The sequence below is a fragment of the Actinoallomurus oryzae genome (genome assembly GCF_039541955.1).
In the GTDB taxonomy this organism is placed as follows: domain Bacteria; phylum Actinomycetota; class Actinomycetes; order Streptosporangiales; family Streptosporangiaceae; genus Actinoallomurus; species Actinoallomurus oryzae.
Genome location: NZ_BAABHF010000019.1, coordinates 574511 through 589672, shown reverse-complemented (window position 1 = coordinate 589672; position 15162 = coordinate 574511). Strand labels below are relative to the sequence as shown.

The 15162-nt window shown below is 73.4% G+C and carries 11 protein-coding genes and 1 riboswitch; all 11 genes read right to left on the bottom strand.

Annotated features, from left to right (window positions below; genetic code table 11):
- Positions 1–17 precede the first annotated feature (17 nt).
- A complete protein-coding gene (locus tag ABEA10_RS16875) occupies positions 18–773 on the bottom strand; it encodes an SDR family NAD(P)-dependent oxidoreductase (RefSeq protein WP_345464611.1) in 756 nt (251 codons plus the stop codon).
- A gap of 338 nt (positions 774–1111) precedes the next feature.
- The gene (locus ABEA10_RS16870; RefSeq protein ID WP_329238888.1) at positions 1112–2074 is read right to left on the bottom strand and encodes a CHAP domain-containing protein; all 963 of its coding nucleotides are present in this window, start codon (positions 2072–2074) and stop codon (positions 1112–1114) included.
- Positions 2073–2221, bottom strand: a riboswitch (cyclic di-AMP (ydaO/yuaA leader). It overlaps the preceding gene by 2 nt.
- Before the next feature lie 496 nt (positions 2222–2717).
- The gene (locus tag ABEA10_RS16865) at positions 2718–3647 is read right to left on the bottom strand and encodes an NADP-dependent oxidoreductase (protein ID WP_345464605.1); all 930 of its coding nucleotides are present in this window, start codon (positions 3645–3647) and stop codon (positions 2718–2720) included.
- A gap of 44 nt (positions 3648–3691) precedes the next feature.
- Positions 3692–5395, bottom strand: a complete 1704-nt coding sequence (locus ABEA10_RS16860) for a TRAFAC clade GTPase domain-containing protein (protein ID WP_345464602.1) — start codon at positions 5393–5395, stop codon at positions 3692–3694.
- A 4-nt stretch (positions 5396–5399) separates the two neighbouring features.
- Positions 5400–7673 (bottom strand): GAP1-N2 domain-containing protein, encoded by a 2274-nt coding sequence (locus ABEA10_RS16855; protein ID WP_345464599.1) that lies wholly within the window; start codon positions 7671–7673, stop codon positions 5400–5402.
- Complete coding sequence (locus ABEA10_RS16850; RefSeq protein WP_345464596.1) at positions 7673–8821, bottom strand: TRAFAC clade GTPase domain-containing protein; 1149 nt, start codon at positions 8819–8821, stop codon at positions 7673–7675. The genes ABEA10_RS16855 and ABEA10_RS16850 overlap by 1 nt, the downstream gene beginning before the upstream one ends.
- Before the next feature lie 67 nt (positions 8822–8888).
- Positions 8889–11501, bottom strand: coding sequence for a coiled-coil domain-containing protein (locus ABEA10_RS16845; RefSeq protein ID WP_345464593.1), 2613 nt, complete (start codon positions 11499–11501; stop codon positions 8889–8891).
- Positions 11502–11680: 179 nt separating this feature from the next.
- The gene (locus ABEA10_RS16840) at positions 11681–13264 is read right to left on the bottom strand and encodes an Hsp70 family protein (RefSeq protein ID WP_345464590.1); all 1584 of its coding nucleotides are present in this window, start codon (positions 13262–13264) and stop codon (positions 11681–11683) included.
- Position 13265: 1 nt separating this feature from the next.
- Positions 13266–13832, bottom strand: a complete 567-nt coding sequence (locus ABEA10_RS16835; RefSeq protein WP_345464587.1) for a nucleotide exchange factor GrpE — start codon at positions 13830–13832, stop codon at positions 13266–13268.
- Positions 13833–14100: 268 nt separating this feature from the next.
- Positions 14101–14715 (bottom strand): GTP-binding protein, encoded by a 615-nt coding sequence (locus ABEA10_RS16830; RefSeq protein WP_285632744.1) that lies wholly within the window; start codon positions 14713–14715, stop codon positions 14101–14103.
- Positions 14696–15058: a DUF742 domain-containing protein gene (locus ABEA10_RS16825; protein WP_329238865.1), complete on the bottom strand. Its 363-nt coding sequence runs from the start codon at positions 15056–15058 to the stop codon at positions 14696–14698. Before ABEA10_RS16825 ends, ABEA10_RS16830 begins: the two co-directional genes overlap by 20 nt.
- Positions 15059–15162: the final 104 nt, after the last annotated feature.

The window sequence follows — 15162 nt, the reverse complement described above, 5'->3', positions numbered from 1 at the left end:
TTTCGGGTGAACGCTCCTCATGCGATGTTGATCCCGCCGTCGACGCGGATCACCGAACCGGTCAGGTAGCCGGCCTCGGGGCGCGCGACGTTCACGATCCACCAGGCGATCTCCTCGGGCCGTGCGGCGCGCCCGAGCGGGACGCGGGCGAGGATCTCGTCGCGGCTCGCGGCGATCTCCTCGGGGGTGAACCCGGCGTGCGTCAGCACGGGCGTCTGTGTGATCCCAGGAGCGACCGAGACGACCCGGATGTTCCGCGGAGACAGCTCGACGGCCCAGGTGTGGGTCAGGAAGTCCAGGGCCACTTTCGTGGACCCGTAGACGGAGTTGCCCGGGAAGGCGCGCCCTGGGCCGTTGGCGGTGATGTTGACGATCGTGCCGCCGCCGTCCTCCAGCCGGGGCAGGGCGGCCTGAGCGAGCATCAGCGGGCCGATGAGGTTCGTGTCGAGTTGCTGCTGCGCGACGTCCCGGTCGATCGTGCCGAGCGGCGCCGGCCGGGTGACGGCGGCGTTGTTCACCAGGACGTCAAGCCGCCCGAACGCCTCGACCGCGGCGGTCACGATCCGGGCGGGCGCCTTCGGCGCCGCGACGTCGGCGACGAACGTGCGGATGCCGGGTCGTCCTTCGGCGGTCCGCTCGAGGTTCTCCGCGTTTCGGCCCACGACGAGCACCTGGGCACCCTCACGTGCGAACTGATGCGCCGTCGCCCGGCCGATCCCGGTGCCGCCACCGGTCACGATCACGCTCTGACCCTGGAGTGACGTCTTCGTCATATCTTGCCCGTTCCTTGTCGTCGCTGGGTCCGCTCGGCCGTGCCGAACGATGCCGCGACGACGCTAAACGTTGACCCCGGCGTCAGGGTCAAGCGCGAGGGAGAACAGGCGGAGACGGGGAGGCCGCCGGCGCAGGCCGACCGAGCGCGAGCGCGCGCTCCAGGGGCAGGGTCGGCCTGCAACGGGTCCACGTGCCGAGCCGACCGTTGAGATCGGACGTCCGGCTCGGTGCGGACCGGGGGAAAGCGGCAGTGCCGGGCTCGGAGAAGAAGGCCCGGGCGATGACCGAGGGCCCTCCCACGGGCGGGGAGGGCCGGCTCGGGCTTCAGAGCCCGCTCTCAGACGTTGAGCGACTCTTCGGAGCTGGGCTGGGAGACCGCGGCGTGGAGGGTGTTCCAGAACGCCAGCTCGACGTCCTCCTCCAGCTCGGTGATCTTGCCCCAGAACTCCTTGTCCTCGGCCAGCGCGGCGGCCTCCGCGGACAGGACGGGCATGACCGCCGTGCCGGCGTCCGCGGCGTCCAGGTCGGCCACGCTCATGTCGGCGGGCATCTCGACCGGCGTGCGGTGGTGCTTGCCGCGCTTGCGGACGCGGACGTTCGGGGTCGGCACCGGCACGCGGACCTTCGCCTTGCTCAGCGCCAGCGTCACCGTGCCGAACACCACGACGGCCAGCAGCCCGGTGAGGGCGGCCTGCTGGTCCGGCAGCGGCGGCGCGGAGTCGTGCTGGGCCGTCGTCTGCGTCTCGTGCATGGGGGTGGCCGGCTGCTGACCGATCTCCTTGGCGGCCGGCGGCGGCGCCGAGTGCTTCGGGACGTACTTCTGCTCGGCCGGGGCCGCCTTGACCTTCACCTTCGACGGGTAGCCGTACCCGACGACCTGGCTGACGTCGCGGGTGGCGCGGCCGAGCTGGTCGTTGTGGTTGGCCTCGATGGTGTGCAGCGTGTGGCCGTGGACCGACTCGACGATGCCCACGTGCTCGATGTCGCCGATGCTCTTCCCGCCGTTCCACGAGAAGAAGACGATGGCGCCCGGCTCGGGGTGGTGACCCCACGCGTGGTGCTTCTTGAACCACTTCGCGTGGTCGGGCGTGGAGGCGAACTCGCCGGTCCAGTCCTTGACTCCGGCCTTGTCCGCCGCCCAGGCGAGGAACATGTCGCACCAGGCCGCGTCCTTGAAGACGGGGTCCTTGCCGACGTGCTTGCCGTACCAGTCGCCGTACTTGGTGTACCCGCTGGCCTTCTCGTGATAGCCGAGCTGGCCCTTGGCGACCTGCAGCAGTTTGTGACCTATCGGATCCATGTCTCCCCTAACGCCGCCTACCGGGTTAGCTGACGGGTTCGGGCCAGGAGGAGCCCTACCGTGCGAGACGGATTCACCCCAAGGGACTACGTGGGTCCCCGGCTCCCGCTGCACTGGGGGTGCAGCCGGATTCGGCGGTCGGTCTGTCACCTCCCGGGTGGAGGTAAGTCACAGCCCGATTACGGCGCAATGTATCTGAAGTGTCGCGAGAACGGCAACGCGTTCGGAGCGGAAAGTATGGAGCGAACTACTTACCCACTGTAACCAAGCCCTGGGACTGATCGTTGCGCAACGGCGGAATTGCGGCTCTCATCTGCGGAAATGGAAGAGTGGCCAATCGCGGCGCCAATGAGGCCCGGCGCGCAGCGTAGTGACCGAACCCACGCCAGGGCGATGCTCGCTGGACCGAGTCGACCGGCTTTGTCGGGAGATGCGGCAGTTCATCCAGGCGGGCCGGAGGTGCCCCGATGAAGCGCGACAGAACGCCACAAGGTGCGACGAATCGGATGCGTCGCGTCGTCGTCAAAAACTTTCGAACAAAGGCAGAAGAAAGTCAATGATCACCGTGCCCGGTACGGGCGAGCGGCGGGGGAAGCGCCCGGCTCCGGCCCGCCGGGAGAGGGACGGAGCCGGACGCGGAGACTCAGTCCACGGTCAGCACGATCTTGCCGCGTGTGTGTCCCTCCGCGCTCAGGCGCTGGGCCTCCGCGGCCTCCGCGAGCGGGAACGTCTTCGCCACCGGGACCGTCAGGCGGCCGTCGTCGACGAGCCGCGCCAGCGCCGCCAGGTCCGTCGGGTCCGGGCGGACGAACACGTATCGCCCGCCGCGTTCGGTCACCGACGGGTCCACGATCGACGCCCACCGGCCCTTGCCGGTCAGCAGCTTCGGCGTCACCTCGAGGGCCTCGCCGCCCACCAGGTCGAGCGCCGCCGAGACGCCGCCCGGGACGAGCCGGCGCACCTCATCGGCGAGCCCCGGCCCGTACGCCACCGGCTCGGCGCCGAGCGACCGCAGATGGTCGTGGTTGCGCGGGCCGGCCGTGCCGATGACCCGGGCGCCCCGCGCCAGCGCGATCTGCACGGCGAACGACCCGACACCGCCGCTCGCCGCGTGGATGAGCACCGTGTCGTCCTCGTTCACCCCCAGCGCCTTGACGAGCGCCTGGTACGCCGTCAGGCCCGCGAGCGGCAGGCCGCCCGCCTCGGCCCACGACAGCCGCGCCGGCTTGCGGCCGAGCGTGCGCACCGGTGCGGACACCAGCTCGGCGTACGTGCCGCGGCCCACGTGGTCCTCGCGCACGTAGCCGATGACCTCATCGCCCGGTGAGAACTCGCTGACGGCCGGCCCGACGCGTTCGACCACGCCCGCCAGGTCCCAGCCCGGGACGACCGGGAAGTCCGTCGGGAAGAGTCCGTCCAGGCGGCCCTCGCGGATCTTCCAGTCCACCGGGTTCACCCCCGCCGCCTTGACGCGTACGAGGACGAAGTCGGGCCCGACCTTCGGCTCCGGCGCGTCCTCGGCGAGCTTGAGCACGTCGGGACCGCCGTATTGGTTCATCACGATGGCTTTCACACCGTCACCGTTACCCCACGACGCGGGGATTCACCACCGGCGGCTCATCGAAACCGCGTGTACACGGACAGGCCGAGAACGATCATGATCAGCGGCCCCAGCACGGTCAGCGCGGCGAACAGCGCGCTGCGCCCCGCCTGGTGCCCGTACGGCACCAGCGAAGGCGGGCGGCCCGCCACCGGCCAGGGCTCGCGCAGCTCGTCCGCTGCCGGCCGGTCGTCGAACCCCGGGTCGACCCGGCCGCCCAGCGGCAGCCCGGCCGCCCAGCCGAACAGCTCGGCCAGCGCCGTGGGCGGGATGTCCAGGCCGGACGCGAAGTAGCGGACCTCCGCGGCCGTGCGCTCGAGCGTACGGATCGTGTTGCCGAGGCCGAGCCCCTCCAGCCAGCCGCGCGTGTCGCCGCCGAGACTCGCGCCCACCGCCGTGCGGCGCAGCACGTCGGCCTTGGTCACCACGACCGCGATGCGCCGCTGCCGGCCCTGGTCGGCGCGCGACCGCAGCTCGGCAAGCAGCCGCTGCAGGGTGTCGGAGGGGTCCTCGTCGGAGGTCGCGGTCGTCTGCTCCACGAGGCGGCGTTCGTCCGTGGTGAGCGCGGCCCGCAGCTCCGGCAGGGCGAACGGGTCGATGACGAACAGCAACGCCTCGCCGTGGTCCAGGTAGCGCAGCCGCTCGACCCGCGTCGCGCCCGTGTGCAGCTCGCCGGCCGGGTCGAACAGGTAGAGGATCCGGTGCGCGGCCGGCAGCGTCAGGTCGAGCATGGTCGCCACGGGCAGCTCGGGGCCGGTCTTGGCGAGGCGTCCACCGCGGTCGAGCTCGGCCACCGCCCCGGCGTACGCCCGCGCGTCGCGCGCCTCGACGAACTCCGCGCGGCCCCCGGCGCCGGCGGCGCTCGCGCGCAGCGCGCGTACGGCGAGGAACATCAGCGTCGTCTTGCCGGCCGCGGGACCGCCGACGAACGGCAGCGGCTCGACGCGCGCCCGTCCGATCCGGCCGGGCAGCCGCCGGTGGCAGTGCGGGCAGTACGCCCCGAGGCGGAACCGCCCCAGCAGGATCGTCGTGGGCAGCCGCGCGCCGCAGCGGCAGACGTGCCGGAACGCGCCGAGGCGGTTCGGCACGAGCCGGGAGTGGCGTTCGTCGCAGCGGGGGCAGGAGTACTCCGGCAGCGCGAACCGCTGGTAGCAGCCCGCGTGCGGGCAGGCCAGCAGGATCCGGCGGTAGGCCATCCAGACGCGTTCGACCGCGCCGAGCACCGCCACGCACACCGACCAGACGACCAGCCCGGCCGCCGCCATCACCGCCGTGGCCAGGGCGAACGCCAGCACCGCGACGGCGAGCGGTACGACGGACAGCGCCATGCCGGCGCACAGCCCGAACCACAGCGGGAACAGCGCGAGCCCCTGGGGCGGCTTCAGCAGCGTCTCGGTCAGTGTGGCGGCCGCCCACCGGGCCTGCGTGACGCACCAGGGCAGGGTGCGGCGTTCGAGTGCCGCCATGTCGCGCCACACCTGGACCAGCAGGTAGTGCGGGTAGGCGGGGTCGGGCGGCCCGGGCGCGGGGCGCCGGACCGGGGACGGGCCGTCCACACCGGTGGCGGTGAGGGCACGCCAGGCGACGGTGAAGAAGCGGCCGAGCCCCAGGCCGAACCCGGCGAGCAGGGCGAGCGCGAGCGCGACCGGCAGGACGAACACGCACTCGGCCGCGACCAGGCCGAGCCACACGATGACGACCAGCACGTACACGACCGGCACGGCGTCACGCTCCCCGTCGCCGCAGCGCCCGCCACGCCGACGCGAGCGCCGGGTCGCGGTCGGTGAGCGCCGACTCGACGTGCCTCCGGGCGAACCGCCCGAGCCCGTCGCCCCACGCCGTGAGCCGGGGGACCGGTGTCCGCGCCCGGTGCAGGCGCACCTCGATCTCGGCGAGGTCCACCCGGTCGTCCCGGTCGGGACCGGCGTCGAGCCAGTGGCCGGCGAGCTCCCGGCGTACGGCGTCGGTGGCCGCGGCCAGCACCTCGGCGCGCGACCGCGCCGGCCGCGCGGTGAGCGCCCCGGCCACGCTCGCGCACACCCGGTCGGTCAGGGGGTCGCCGGCGTCCATCCGGCCGAGGACGCGGGCCATCTCCGGCTCGGTCCCCGCCCGCAGCGCCTCGCGGTGCGCCAGCACGATCCGGGCCGGACCGGCCAGCTCGGGCAGCCGATCGCGGATCAGCTCGGCGAGGCGTACGGTCTCCGCCGCGTCGAGCGGCGCGGATTCGAAGACCCGCCGTGGCAGGTCACGGAGCACGGCGAACCGGGCCATCGACGGCCCGAGCCGCTCGACGAGGCGTTCGCACTCGCCGGGCGAGGGCGCAGCGTCCCACAGCGCGCCGAGCAGCTCCTCGATCTCCGGCAGGCCGTACGGCTCCAGCTCGATCAGGCGGGCCGTGGCCTCGTGCCGGTCGGCGCGCGCGGACAGGATCAGCCCACCGGTACGAGGCGCGCGGGTCCAGTCGCGCTCGCCGAGGGCCGCGCGGGCGTCCGGCGTGAGCATCGCCCGGCGGGTGCCGGACTCGGCGCGTTCGAGACCCGACAGGACGCCGCCGACCAGAGCGGCACGCCAGACGCCGGGCGTCGCGCGTACGGCGGCGGCGATGTCGCCCGCGCCGCGCCGCGCGCACGCCGCGGCGGCCGCGGTCACGTCATCGCCGGTGATCCGGCCGCCGACCTGGTCGGCGAGCCGGACGACGTCGGCCAGCGCGTCCAGCCTCGGCGCCTCGGCGAGCGCGGCGCGGAAGCGCGCGGGCAGGCCGTCGCGGAGCCGGAGCACGGGCAGGCGTGCGCGCAGCGACGGATCGGCCAGGGCCAGCAGCACGCACCGCTCGGCGATCTCCGGCGCCACGTGCGCGAGCGCGGCGGCGAGCTCGAACCCGAGACCGGGCAGGGCCGGCGCCAGCGCCGGCCACAGCCAGGACGGCGCCCCGCCGCACCGGACGAGCGCGGCGGCGGCCGACTCCTCGGCGGCGGACACCGACGTCTCTCCGCGGCAGAGCGCGAGCAGCGCCGCCGCCCCGTCGGCCGACGCGAGCACGGGAAGGCCACCGGCCGGGAAGCCGCGCGGCGGCTCCACCACGCCCACCGGCGCGGTGGCGGTTCGCTCGCCGGCCGGCGAGACCCCGGCTCGGAGCCGTCCGGTCAGGTCGACGCCCGGCGGGGCGACGCCGTCCGCTTCCCCCGCACCGGACGTCAGCAGCTCGCCCACGGCGTCGATGCCGTCCAGGTCGCCCGTACGCCAGCAGTCCGCGATCACGCGGGAGAAGCGGCCGGGGCGGTCGCCGTCGCCGGGCACGGGCTCGCCGAGACGGAAGCCCCCGCGCGGCCACGCCTCCGGCACCGTGCCCACGACCAGCTGCGGCGCCGACTCCGGGTCGGCGGTGTAGGTGATGAACGACAGGTGGGCGGCCAGCGCCGCCGGCAGGGAGTAGGACACCAGCGCGATCCAGCGCGCGACGAGCCCCGCGTCGTCGGCGACCAGCACGACCCGCCCGTGCCCGCCGGCCAGGGCGGCGGTCACCGCGTCGAGCAGGACGGCCAGCCGGTCGTGGGCGTCCTCACGCCGCAGCCAGGCGACGAGGGAGTCGGGGTCGAACGCCGTGCCGGGGACCAGGTCCGGTGCCGCCTCGGGCGGGCCGTCCCACACCGGCGACTCCCACAGCTCGATCGGCCGCAGCCCCTCCAGCTCGTGCGGTGCCGCCACCACGGCGTGCCCGGAGAAGTTGCCGTACCGGCCCGAGTAGTCGCGGCCGGTGTAGCGGCACCGCGCCAGCACCGCGTGGTCGCCCTCCCGCCCGTACGCGAAGGCGACCGGGAGGGCGGCGAGCTCCTCCGGCGCGGGCGCGGACGGCGCGGACGGCGGCGGCCGGTAGCTCATGTACGGCGTGACGGTGCGGACGACGTCCGGCGGCGTGCCCGGAGTCGTGGCGACGAACTGGAAACCGGATCTGCCGGTCGGGCCGGACTCCACCGAGGTGTACCGCAGGTCCCAGGCCATCAGCGGGCCCCGTCGAGCATCCCGAACCGGTGCAACAGCCAGAGCAGCGGGTCCTCGACCCGGTAGGGCCGGATGCCGCCCGTGCCCACCGCGCCCTCGCGGGGCACGCCGCCGAGTGCCGAGACGCCGAACAGGCCGTACTCGGCGTACTCGTGGCTCAGGTAGCGGTCCAGCGCGCCGGCCTGCCAGTCGTACAGCAGCGCGCGCACCTGCTCGTGCACCGCCTCGCGGTCGTTCAGGTCGAGCGCGGCCGTCGCGGTGCGGTTCCGCTGGAGCGCGCCGTCGAGCGGCAGTGCGTCGATCTTGGTGAGGGCGACCGCGGCCGGTACGGGCAGGCGCCGGCCGTGGGGGAGGTCGCGCCCGGTGTGCAGCAGCTCGGTGACCCGGGCGATGACGTTGATCGGCTCGGCGTCGGGGTCGCCGCCGCCCGCCTTCAGCTCCAGCGGGTCGACCAGGAAGATGATCGCGTCGGCCGCCGCCAGGTAGCGCAGGTGCAGGTCGGCCACGTCGCGGCTGCGGAGGTCCTCGCCGGCCGTGTCGAACAGCACCAGGGTCAGCGACATGTCCTGCTGCCGCAGGCGCCGCCGGCGGGTGCGGGTGAGCAGGTAGACGAGCGGGTCGCGCGGGGTGGTCACCGCGCTCGCCGTGGCGGGCAGCAGCCGCCGGTCGCCGAACAGCGGGCGGTGGAAGTCACGCTTGTAGCGTTCGATGGTGCGGTCGTCGCAGGCCACGAGCGCGGTGCCCAGCTCGGCCCCGATGCGGTGCGACAGCTCGTGCAGCAGCACGGCGATGTAGGTGCTCTTGCCGGAGTTCTTCGCCCCGACGAGGGCGACGATCTTTCCGGGCGTCTCGCAGTACGCCCCGGGCAGCGGGTTGTGGCACTCGGGACAGACGCGGCGGGCGGTGTCCTGCCCGCACTCGGGGCAGGCCGCCCGGCGCGGCAGCCCGCGCCCGAGCCGGCGCGTCGCCGGCGGCGGGTCGAAGACCGGCGGCAGCGACGCGGACGCGGCCGAGCCGGTGTAGGCGGCGAGCTTCTCGTCCAGCCGCGGCGCACAGCCGGGACCGCGTCCGGGACTGCCGGCGCAGCGGAACCCGATCCGCTCGCGCGCCAGCCGGGCGAAGCAGTACGGACACGTGATCGACGGCATCAGCGCACCCCCACCCGTGTCGGGTGTGCGGGCGCGGCCGGAGGAGCGGAGCGGGAACGGGACGGCATCAACCCACCTTCAGGCGGCGGACCGGAGGGTCGCGGAGTTCGACCGCGGGATCTTCGGCGAAGCAGCGGAGCCAGTACGGGCGGCTCAGCCGCGGCAGCCCGGCCGACAGGCGTGCGGGGACCTCGACGTCGTCCCAGGTCATCACCGTCTCCCCGTCCGCCGGACGCTGCGGCATCGGACCCGAACGGGCGACCAGCACCAGCCGCCGCAGCCGGGCCGGCGCCGCGGCGGTGAGCGTCACGATCAGCGGGCCGCGCAGATGGGACCGCCGCAGCTCGTACCCGACGATCGTGCGGCCGGGCACCACGGTGCGGACCGGCACGCCGGTGACGCGGCGGCCGTACGCCGTCGCGGCGGCGGCGACCTCGATGGTCACCGCCTCGCCGCCCGGCGAGGGGAGACGGACGCCGCCGTGGGCGTCGTACCCGGCGCGGCCGACCGGCAGGCGTCGCTCCTCGCCGTCGCCACAGCGCCAGCGGACCTCGGCCTCGGTGACGTCCGCCGGCCAGTCGAAGCCCAAGGTGATCATCTCGCCGCGGCGTTCGGCGATCAGCTCGCGCGGCGGCGTGAGGTTCACGTGCTCGCGGTGAGCGCCGATCGTCGCGACGTCGCCGCTCACCGACACGGCGAGGAGCACGCCGGGACCGGTGTGCAGCGCCACGCCGCCCGGGACCGGCGCGGTGCGCAGGACGCGTCCGGCGCGGTGCACCTCCTCGACGGCGAGCGTCGTGCCGGCCGGCCACGGCGGCGGGCCGGGCATCGCGACCATCTCCACCTGACCGTGCCGCGGCTCGTCGTAGGTGATCACGAGGTGCCCGGCGGGGTCCTGCTCGACGTTGAGATCGCCGACCGGGTCGGGCCGGGCGGCGGGCGTCGCCGCGACGTGCACGCCGGGGGTGATGGTCTCGTGGCCGTCGGCGCTGAGATAGGCGGCGGCGACCCGGTAGTGGTAGGTGGTGCCGTTGGTCACCGTCTCGTCACGGAAGCCGTTCCGCTCGGCCGGGACGGGCGTGCCGTCGCGGGTGACCAGCACGCGGACCGCCTCGGGCGGCGCGGTGAAGCGCCCGGCGACCACGCCGTCGGCGGCCCGGACGAACACGTCGGCGGGCTCGGGGCGTACGTGCAGCGGACCGGCCAATGCGGGCGCCGACGCCGCCGTGCCGCGCACCGCGAACACGGCATAGAAGAGAGGTGCGTTGAGCGGCGGCGCCGGGTCGCGGGCGAAGCCGCCGCCGGAGGGCAGCGTCTCGCCGTCACCGGGGTGCCGGGGGACACGGCCGAGGCAGCGGGTGACGACGTAGCCGATCTCGCCGACCCGCGACGGGCTCGGCGGCCACGACAGCGTGACCTCGGTGCCCTCGACCACCGCCTCCAGCCGCCCGGGCGCGCGTGGCGGCAGCCCGGCCTGCAGGTCGGCGGCGCCCGGCAGGTCGCCGACGAGCCGCAGCGCGTCGGCGAGCCGCAGCCAGGCCTCGTCCGGATCGGTCAGGACGAGGGCGGCGGCCTCCTGGCGCAGCGCCGTCGCGGAGGAGATGCGGCGCCGCGCCTCGGCGGCCAGCAGCTCCGCATCGCCGGTCAGCTCGGCCGGCCCGGCCACCGACGCCAGCTCGGCGGCGGCGTGGATCTCCCCGGCGTCGATGAGGTCCCGCAGCCGCGCGGCCAGGCCGCCGGCCACGCCGCCCTCCCGGATGACCGAGAACACCAGCCGCCGCGCGTCGTCCACGTCCACGCCCAGGTCGTCGGTGGCGAACCGGAGCAGCGCGCCCTCGGAGGCACGCTGCTGGTGCCGCTCGCGCAGCCGCGCCACCACGTCGTACAGGACGAGCTCGGCGACGGCGTCGTGTTCGCCGGTCGCGCTCGCCTCGCGTTCGACGGCCGAGCTCGCCGCGTGTTCGCTGGTCGCGCTCGCCTCCTCACTCGCTCCGGCCCTCTTGAGCGCCACCAGCACGGTGTCGGCGTTGGTGCGGTTGCCGTCGTGCGGGCGGCGGCTCCACTGCTCGCTCACCCGCCGGATGGCCGGCCGCAGGTCCGGCACCGGGCTGAGGACCCGGCCGGCCCGCGCCTCGCCGGTGACGAACTCGCGCAGGTGGCGCATGCCGAGGGCGTCGAGCGCGTCGCGGGCGCGCGGATAGCCGGCGTACGGGGGCGCGGCGGGCAGCACGTCGGGCTCGCGGATCTCGATGCCGGCCTCGCGGGCCAGCTCGGCCGCCTCGCCGCCGATCTCGCGCAGGTCGCCGGGGGCGAGCGTCTTCATCTCCCCGGCGGCGTCGAGCAGCCGGGTGCGCAACTCGGCGCGGCGCCGGCCGGCCCGGTCGGCGGTCGTGGTGAGTTCGGCGCGCAGGGGCGCCAGGTCGCCGAGCGCGGCCCGTTCGAACAGCGGCGCGAGCCTCAGATGGTCGCCCTCGAGACGGTCGATGAGCCGGCGGAAGCGCAACTGCCCACGTGACTTGCGCCAGCACATCCGCACCCGCTTGACGCTCTCGGCCACCTCACGGCAGTTGAGGGGCTCGACCAGGGCATAACGGACACGCAGGTCGTCGGGCGGCTGGTTGCCGGCCGCCCTGGCGGGCTCCAGCACCTCTCGGACATAGCGCTGCTCGTCAAAGACCATGTGAGCCGGGTCGCAGTCAGAGACTGTGGGAGAGCCCTCGCCCGTCGCGAGCGGCGGCCAGGAGGCGCGTCGCAAGGCGGAGGAGGGAGCCAGCCCGGTGTTGGCTGGCGACCGACGACAACGCGGCGAGGCGCCTCCTGGGCGCCGCGCAGTAGGGCATGGGGTTCTCCAACAGTCTCTTAGTCGACGCGTACGTGGGCCAGGTCGGTACGGGACTCCTGCACCTCGTCTTCGGACATTCCGCCGACGCGCACGTCGAGCGTGAGCTCTTCGGCCGTCTCCTTCTCGACCGCGGTGACGTGCAGCAGCCCGGAGGTGTCGAGGGCGAACGTCACCTCGATCGGATAGCCCGCCGGTTTTCCGGGCGGAATCTTCAGTTCGCCGTCCGCGATCGGGTTGTTGTGCGCGACCTCGGTCGACTCGGCGCTGCCCGCCTGCTCCACCACGATGATCTTGACGATCGTCTGGTCCTCGTCGACGGTGCCGAACTCGCGGGACTTGCCACGGGGCAGCGCGTCGTTGGCGTGGACGAGGTGGACGACGTGCTCCTGCGCGGTCACCGGGTCCAGCGCGATCACCCCGAAGGCGCGCGAGGCGACCGTCGTGATCTGCCGGGACGCCATGCGCTCCTGCTCGGCCTCGGACAGGCCGGCGCGTGAGGCCAGGTCGAGGGCCTTGTCGGTCTCGCCCTTGGCCAGCAGCTGGCGGTAGGTCTCCTCGAAGGCGTACAGCGCCGCCCCCTTGGCCACCGCGAGGTCGGGGTCCTGCAGCTTCGGCTTGAGCGACAGCTCGTTGGCCAGGCGCTGCGGCACCGCGGGCATCTTCGTGGAGCCGCCGACGAGCACCAGGTCGTCGTAGTCCTTGACGCCCTTTTCGGCGGCGGTCGCCAGCGTGCGCCCGGTGATCTCGATGGTGCGGTCGAGCAGGTCCTTGGTGATCTCCTCGAACTTGTCCCGCGTCAGCTCCACCGTGGCGACCCGGCCCTCGTGCATGACGCGCACGACGTGCCGGGTGCGCAGCGACAGGGCCTTCTTCGCCTCCTCCGCGTCGTGCCGGAGCTGCTGCTCGGTGTGCGGGTCCTCCAGCGGGTCGCTCACGTCGGGGTGCTCTTCGGCGAAGCGCTCGGCGAGGTGCTCGACGACACGCGCGTCCCAGTCGGCACCGCCCAGCTCGTGGTCGCCGTCGGTGCACACGACCCCGATGTCGCCGTCACGCAACGTGATGACCGTGGTGTCGAAGGTGCCGCCGCCGAGGTCGTAGACCAGGATCGTGCGGTCCTGGTCGGGGTTGAGCACGCCGTGGGTGATCGCGGCCGCGACCGGCTCGGAGATGATGTCGATGACGTTGAGCCCGGCGATGTGGCCGGCCTTGCGGGTCGCGTCGCGCTCGGCCGCGCCGAAGTAGGCGGGCACGGTGATGACGACGTCGTCGGCGTCCTCGCCGGTGGTGGCCTTCGCATCGGCGACCAGCTTGCGCAGGATGAAGGCCGAGATCTCCTCGGGGGAGTGGTCGCGCCCGTGCAGCTCGCGCGTGACGTCGTGGCCCATGTCCCGCTTGATCAGGCTCACCACCAGATCGGGGGAGAGCACGGCGGTGTCCTTCGCCGGAGCGCCGACCACGACGTTGTCGGCGGACTCGAAGTAGACGACGGACGGCGTCGTGTCGGTGCCCTCCATGTTGCGCAGAACGGTGGGACGGCCGACGTCGCCGATGCGTGCGATGCAGGAATGGGTCGTGCCCAGATCGATTCCGTAGACAGCCATGTCAATCCCCTCCGACCGGGTCGGCCGCCGTTCGGGCGACGATCACCTCGGCCCGTCGTACGACCTTTTCGCCGCGGACGAAGCCTTCGCGCTGGACCGTCGCGACGGTGCCGTCCAGCTCGGCGTCGCCCACATCGCACGTGCCGGCAGGGCGGTGCCGTGCCGGATCGAACGGCTCGCCCTCGTGCACGGGCATGCGCTCGACCCCCGTCCGCGCGATGATCTCGGCCAGCTCGTCGGCGATCGCCGCCAGGAGCTTGGGTGTGTGTGCTGGGTCCGCGCTCTCCCGCTCCGACTCGCGCCGGACCAGGTCATAGAGGCGGTAGAGCGATGTGCGCACCGGCTCGAAGGCGGCCTGCAGCTCGTTGTGCCGCAGCCGGCCGTTCTCCTCGTGCAGCCGGTCGATGACGCGCTCACGGTGTGCGGCCCGGTCGTGCTCACGGCCCGCCGCCTTCGCGAGGTCGGCCAGCACACTGTGTATCTGCGCGAGAGATGCCGCGATCGCCCCGTCGGCGGAGGCCGGCGGGGGCGTGGTCCCGTCTTTGGGGGAAGAGGGGTCTTCGGGCATTGGATCTCGCACCATAACTCTGAGTGAGCGAACTCGCCAGTCCCATTGTGTCCATGCCCGGATGCGGACACCAGCCTTATCGGCACTTCACTTGGCTCTGGCGAAGACCCCGGTCGGCGAGCCTTGACCCCCTGTTGACTTCCAAACCGCGCCCGAATATGACAAAAGGGTATTGATCGGGCGCGTATCCACCGGGAGATGTTTCACAGGCCCCGCCCGCACGGCGGGCCGGTGGAAAGGCGCGTACGGCGGGCCTGTGAAACAGCTCCTATCGCAGGGCGGCGCCCGGCTGGCGCTGGCGCTCGGCCATGACCTCCAGCACGTGCTCCACCAACGTGATCAGCACCTGCTTGCCGGACTCCCGCTTGCGCACGTCGCACAGGATGACCGGGATCTTGGGGTCCAGGTCCAGCGCCGCCCGGATCTCCTCGGTGTCGTACCGGACGGCGCCGTCGAAGCAGTTGACCCCGATGATGAACGGGAGCCGGCGGCGCTCGAAGTAGTCGATCGAGGGGAAACTGTCGGCGAGACGCCGGGTGTCGGCGAGCACGACCGCGCCGAGCGCGCCCAGGGCGAGCTCGTCCCACATGAACCAGAACCGGTCCTGACCGGGCGTGCCGAACAGGTACAGGACCAGACCGTCGCGGATGGTGATGCGGCCGAAGTCCATCGCCACGGTCGTCGTGGTCTTGCGCTCGACGCCGGAAACGTCGTCGACACCGACGCTGCGGTCGGTCAGCTGCTCTTCGGTCCGCAGCGGCCGGATCTCGCTGACCGCGCCGACCATGCTGGTCTTGCCCACACCGAATCCGCCCGCCACCAGGATCTTCACGGCGAGCGGCATGGCAGCGCCCCGCGAGGGGTCAGAGCGCTTGGAGTCCATTCAGCACTTCCTTCAAAAGCCGTTCATTGGGGAGACGATTGTCCGGCTCGGGCCGTCGGACGGCGATCAGCCCGTGGTCCAGTAGGTCACCGAGCAGCACCCGGACAACGCCGAGGGGAAGTTTCATCCTCGCCGATATCTCGGCCACGGAAAGCGGCCGGACGCACATCTCGAGGATCGCGATGTGCTCCGGCCCGGCTCCCGCGGGTGCGAATTGCGAGGTGGCGGCCGTCGCGATGATGGCGATCAGCTCGAAGCCCTCTCGGGACGAGCGTGTCCGGCCCCTCGTCAGTGCGTACGGCCGGACGACCGGCCCGGCCTCGTCGTCGAGCCATTCGCTCATTCAACCGCCCCGCCCGCAGGCCGCGCGCGGGGGAACCGGGCCGGTCGCGTCCCGGGGTCCGCGTCTGCCTCTCGGATCGATGGCCCGGCGTCGCCGTGCCGTTA

Coding starts and splice junctions, on each gene's coding strand:
- ABEA10_RS16875 (WP_345464611.1), bottom strand. CDS start 773: ATGACGAAGACGTCACTCCAGGGTCAGAGCGTGATCGTGACCGGTGGC.
- ABEA10_RS16870 (WP_329238888.1), bottom strand. CDS start 2,074: ATGGATCCGATAGGTCACAAACTGCTGCAGGTCGCCAAGGGCCAGCTC.
- ABEA10_RS16855 (WP_345464599.1), bottom strand. CDS start 7,673: ATGGCCTGGGACCTGCGGTACACCTCGGTGGAGTCCGGCCCGACCGGC.
- ABEA10_RS16850 (WP_345464596.1), bottom strand. CDS start 8,821: ATGCCGTCGATCACGTGTCCGTACTGCTTCGCCCGGCTGGCGCGCGAG.
- ABEA10_RS16845 (WP_345464593.1), bottom strand. CDS start 11,501: ATGGTCTTTGACGAGCAGCGCTATGTCCGAGAGGTGCTGGAGCCCGCC.
- ABEA10_RS16840 (WP_345464590.1), bottom strand. CDS start 13,264: ATGGCTGTCTACGGAATCGATCTGGGCACGACCCATTCCTGCATCGCA.
- ABEA10_RS16835 (WP_345464587.1), bottom strand. CDS start 13,832: ATGCCCGAAGACCCCTCTTCCCCCAAAGACGGGACCACGCCCCCGCCG.
- ABEA10_RS16830 (WP_285632744.1), bottom strand. CDS start 14,715: ATGGACTCCAAGCGCTCTGACCCCTCGCGGGGCGCTGCCATGCCGCTC.
- ABEA10_RS16825 (WP_329238865.1), bottom strand. CDS start 15,058: ATGAGCGAATGGCTCGACGACGAGGCCGGGCCGGTCGTCCGGCCGTAC.